The 4,858-nt window shown below is 39.0% G+C and carries 5 protein-coding genes; all 5 read left to right on the top strand.

Annotation, left to right across the window (positions count from 1 at the left end):
* Window positions 1-354 precede the first annotated feature (354 nt).
* Window positions 355-714 carry a helix-turn-helix domain-containing protein gene (locus Q0L65_RS04770; RefSeq protein WP_296684071.1) on the top strand — a complete coding sequence of 120 codons (360 nt, stop codon included), beginning with the start codon at window positions 355-357 and terminating at the stop codon, window positions 712-714.
* 2 nt (window positions 715-716) lie between these two features.
* Window positions 717-1,865: a site-specific integrase gene (locus Q0L65_RS04765; RefSeq protein WP_296684069.1), complete on the top strand. Its 1,149-nt coding sequence runs from the start codon at window positions 717-719 to the stop codon at window positions 1,863-1,865.
* 235 nt (window positions 1,866-2,100) lie between these two features.
* Entirely contained in the window at window positions 2,101-2,451 is a 351-nt protein-coding gene (locus Q0L65_RS04760; RefSeq protein WP_296684068.1) for a helix-turn-helix domain-containing protein, read from the top strand.
* Between the two features lie 2 nt (window positions 2,452-2,453).
* Window positions 2,454-3,839, top strand: coding sequence for a DUF3987 domain-containing protein (locus tag Q0L65_RS04755; protein WP_296684065.1), 1,386 nt, complete (start codon window positions 2,454-2,456; stop codon window positions 3,837-3,839).
* A 203-nt stretch (window positions 3,840-4,042) separates the two neighbouring features.
* Window positions 4,043-4,723, top strand: coding sequence for an EndoU domain-containing protein (locus Q0L65_RS04750; RefSeq protein ID WP_296684063.1), 681 nt, complete (start codon window positions 4,043-4,045; stop codon window positions 4,721-4,723).
* Window positions 4,724-4,858: the final 135 nt, after the last annotated feature.

Below are 4,858 nucleotides of genomic sequence, written 5' to 3'. Positions count from 1 at the left end.
AACAGCCATGCGTCACCTCGGAAACATCACTGGCCACATCGATGTGGATACCGATATTTTGGGGTCTATCTTCTCGAAGTTCTGTATTGGCAAATAAACGCCGATAAGCATCGATAAACATTCATAACAAAAGATAAACAAAACCCTTGCTAGTCAAGGGTTTTTTGCGTTTTTAGGCTTCCTGTCATTTTTCGTCTTTTGGCGCATTTTGCACCCCTTTTGTTGCTCACCTGTACACCAGATATTTTGAGCAACATGTCAGCAACAAATTCAGAACGTAGAAATTTTTTTTGCAACACCCTGCACCATGTAGCTACATCCTGCTACACGATGCTACATAATGGCCACATAACAATGACTGCTAGTAAACACCCTTATCCAAAAATCTGCGTTTTCTGTCAAGAAGCGTTTGTGGCACGAAAAAGCACCACACTTTATTGTACTACGAATTGTGCCTCAAGGGCATATAAAGAGAACAAAAGACAAGAAAAATTACTCCAAAGTAAGGAAGTAGTGAAGAGTGAATTAACCGCCCCAGTTGTACTGCTTCAAGCTAGAGAAGTATTAAGTATAGAACAGGTGGGTTTGTTGCTCGGAATATCCCGATGGACAGTAATGCGCATGTATAAAACCAATAAAATCAAAACGATTATGATTGGAACACGGCGCTTGATCCTCCGTGAAGAATTAGATAATCTTTTAAAATCCAAATAGTTATGAGAGTTACACTTAGAATGCGTCGTTTAAAGACAGGCAGGATCAGCCTTTACCTTGATCATTATCCGCCAATTGTGCATCCCGAAAGTGGTAAAATTACCAGGTGGGAATACCTTGATATGTATCTCTACAATCCACCTAGAGATGAGATGGAGAAACGACATAATAAAGATATGGAGACCTTGGCCAGATCCATAGCTGCAAACCGGCAGTTGGATAGATTGGCAGGAAAATTTGGCATCAAACGCAGTTCACAGTTTGATGACTTCCTACCATTCTATGAAAAGCAAGTAAAGAAATGGACGGGCAACCCAAATACGCATGGAGGGTGGGTTGCTTCCTATAAAACCTTTCTTCAGTTTTGTAATGGGCAATGTAATTTTGGTGACATCACTCCACAATTCATCAATGAATACAAAGAGTTTCTTCAGAAGAAAGCAACACGAATCAATTCTCCTAAAATGCGCATTTCTGCCAACTCTTGTTATACTTACTTTAATAAGCTCAGGGCAACTGTGCGCGAAGCCATGGTATTTGGTCATATGATCACCAATCCGTTTGATGCAGTAAAAGGCATTCAACAACCTGAAACTTACCGCGAGTTTTTAACCAAAGAAGAATTGGTAAAGCTATATCAAACAGATGCAGATTCCGATCTATTGAAACGTACTTGTTTGTTTTCTGCACTTACAGGCCTACGCTTGGGTGATGTCATTAAATTGCGTGGAGATCAAATTCAACATTCAGAGGGAATGGGCTATTTCATTCGCTTTACCCAAAGCAAAACAAAGGGGATGGAAACCTTACCTATTTCAGATGAAGCCTTGATTTTACTTGGTGATTTTGAACCCAATCAAGTGCCTGTTTTTGGCGAGTATAATTTTCAGCGTGATTATGCGAATTTGAATAGCTGGTTGCTCAGAGCGGGCATTCGTAAGAAGATCACTTTCCATAATTTCAGACACACATTTGCGACCTTACAACTAGCGGAAGGAACTGATATCTATACCGTTTCAAAATTACTTGGTCACAAGCATATTCATACCACTCAAATTTATGGTAAGGTGATGGATACAACGAAAACTAAAGCGATGAAAAGTATTCAATTAGGGATCACAATTGAAAATAAAAAACAAGAAAACGAATAAATGGCAGTGACAAAGTGACAGATAATCAGCAAGATAGGTTCTCGAACCTAAGTTACGCGAATTTGCGCAATTCAATGATTTACTGTGCAATTTGACACATTCTGACACACATTGACACAGAAAAAACGCGGAGATTTTAGCATAATGAACCTTCAAAAAGTCGATAAATAAAACACAGAAACAATAAGTACTGGCACGGTCTTTTTTTTGATGCAGGGTGAGTAAATAAATCTATATGAAAGAAAGTATTACTCATTTACAAGCATTCATCACAGAGTTGGTGAATGAAGCAGTTCAGACCGCATTAGAACAGCATCAAGAATCGTCAGTTACAGAACTGGCTGAGAACAATCAAAAAGCCGAAGTACTCAATGCCACCCAGGCAGCAGAGTTTCTGCATATTGCCAAACAGACTTTGTACTCCATGACGAGTAGAAGAAAAATCCCTTTCTATAAGAATGGAAAAAAGATTCTTTTTCGAAGAGGGGATTTAGAAGAATGGCTTGATGCTGGAAAGCACGAGCAAGAGAAAAACATTCAGCGACAGGCATTAAGGTATGTGCAGGATAAACCTTTAAGACGTTAATCATGCATTCAAAACCATTCAATGTCGAGCAAGAAGATTTATTCTTATTACCGCAATACCAGGACGAGCTTTGCGCTACCTTTCCTGAAGAAATATACAAACATTTGCCCGATCCACTTAAGAGTTTGTTTGAAAACATCAATAATCCGTATGAGCGAGACATCTTATTACTGGGCTCAATCACCGTTTTATCGGGTTGCATGCCAAATGTGATTGGCTTCTATGACCGCAAATGGGTTTCTCCAAACCTCTACACGTTTATTGAAGCCCCAGCAGGTTCTGGTAAAGGTGTGCTGAGTTGGACTCGTCTCATTGGCATGGAAATCCATAAGATGCTTTTGGAAGAGACACGCTTGGCCAAACAAGCATTCGAAGAACTCAAAAAAGAGAAGATCAAGAACAAAGACCAGGATCTTGCTCAACTGAAAGAACCACCTTATAAACTGCTTTTTATTCCTGCCAACAATAGTGCGAGCTCGGTGGTGCAAACCCTCAGTGAAAACGACGGGGCAGGGATTCTATTTTCAACAGAAGCCGATACACTCGCCAACGCCTTAGCGCAAGATTGGGGAAATTTCAGTGATGTTTTGCGTGGCGCATTTCATCATGAACCAGTAGAGATGCAACGACGTCAGAACCGCGAACACTTTTCAGTAGAACATCCACGGCTATCTGTTCTTCTTACCGGGACACGCGGTCAAGTTTTTCGTTTGATACCGAATACCGAAAACGGATTGTTTAGTCGTTTCATGTTTTATTCGTTTCCAGCTGTCCCAAGTTTCCGGGACGTATTTGTCCACAATGGGACAGATCCGGGTCACTCTTTTCGTGAATTGGGACAGTTGGTCCAGCAGATGTACCAATTTCTAAAAGCACAATCTGAATCTATACAACTATATTTCTTACCCGAACAACAAGCCGATTTTATTGCCTTTTTTCGTGAAGTAACAGAGGTTGCACATCGAGGATCTGGCGTTCCTATTTTAGCCACCATTCACCGCCTTGGACTCATTAGTTTTCGCATCGCGATGGTCATGAGCATGGTGCGCTATTACCATTTTAAGAAACGAAAAAACCAGCTTACGGTCAAAATACAGCAGGCAGATTTGGTCATTGCCAAAAAGATTAGCTTAACGCTATTATACCATGCCAATATGCTCATCGCCGACATGAAAGACGGTAGTAAAATCATTCAAACACAAGCAAAGCAGCAGCACTTTTTTGCAGCCCTCCCCAATGAATTCAGTTGGGCCCAAGCATTAGAAACAGGAAAGCAATTCGGAATGTCACCGTCATCTGTCCGCCGCTACTTATTGTGTGGCCAATTCGAACGTATTACCAAAGCAAACTACCGCAAAATAGTCAAACCAGAGAGCGGTGAACATTGAACAAATGAATAAATGAACATTGTAGAATAAGAATGGAATCAATATCAAGCAATCATCCAACGAGCAAATGAATGCAAATCAACATAAGACATGAAAAAAATATGGACAACTTGTCTACAATTATTAGATAGTTAGATTCTGGACAAAAATAGTATCTTAAATGCTGGCAATGTACACTTATTGATTCTAAAAAACCTGCTAAGTTGAGTGAACGTATTGAATATCATTATTACTTCTTGGATGAGAATATGCATTCGTTGGATCCGAATGATTTAAATGCTGGCCCTAGGGTATTTAAAATTAAACCAAACATGACTTTTCCATGCAACGAAAATACTGATGGCCCATACAATTCATCACGTTCTTTAAAACGATATTCGCCTCGATGGAAAATTTACAATAACTTACATCACAAGCGCGCACAGAAAATATGTGAAGAAAAATGGATATCTGAATTAACAAATCAAGGAATAGTTACAACCTCAAGAAAGGGGTATCCTTATGAATTCATGAAATCTGTTCAGCACGCCACAGCAGGATCAATTAAAAAGGGAGTGCTTAGTGGGGTACATTTTTATGACCCGAATAAGATAAAGTTGTTGGAAATTTTAGGGACAAATGAGTTTGGCGTTTTTCAAGCTAGATTTCAATTTTTTAATCAAAAGACTAAAGAATGGATTGAAAAGCCAGGGACTAGTACATTTTTTCCTATGAGCTGGTCCTTAACCCAATTATTTCATGAAATCGCTTATGCCTACTTTGATTTTGTAAAAGAAAAGGTTGAAGGTCGAGATAAATTATTCAGATCACAAACAATATCAGGCATTGAAATTCGAATAGTTCAATTTGAAGAAAAGGTTAAATCTATTTACCCTATTTTGTAGTCTTTGGTATAGGGAAGTCATTAATCAATTCATCTATTACAGCTTTTAAAGCCAATGTTATAAAATACATTCGACTAAAGGTATAATATTACTTCCTAAACCTCCAAGAAAGTAGATACCTAAATACGATTCCAA

Origin of the sequence: Flavobacterium sp. (assembly GCF_024642105.1) — a bacterium.
Taxonomy (GTDB): domain Bacteria; phylum Bacteroidota; class Bacteroidia; order Flavobacteriales; family Flavobacteriaceae; genus Flavobacterium.
The sequence above is the reverse complement of the archived record's forward strand: the minus strand, read 5'-3'. Positions and strand labels throughout refer to the sequence as shown.

What these genes read in the sequence shown, in the direction of transcription:
- Q0L65_RS04770 (WP_296684071.1), top strand. Translation starts at nt 355, where the DNA reads ATGACTGCTAGTAAACACCCTTATCCAAAAATCTGCGTTTTCTGTCAA.
- Q0L65_RS04765 (WP_296684069.1), top strand. Translation starts at nt 717, where the DNA reads ATGAGAGTTACACTTAGAATGCGTCGTTTAAAGACAGGCAGGATCAGC.
- Q0L65_RS04760 (WP_296684068.1), top strand. Translation starts at nt 2,101, where the DNA reads ATGAAAGAAAGTATTACTCATTTACAAGCATTCATCACAGAGTTGGTG.
- Q0L65_RS04755 (WP_296684065.1), top strand. Translation starts at nt 2,454, where the DNA reads ATGCATTCAAAACCATTCAATGTCGAGCAAGAAGATTTATTCTTATTA.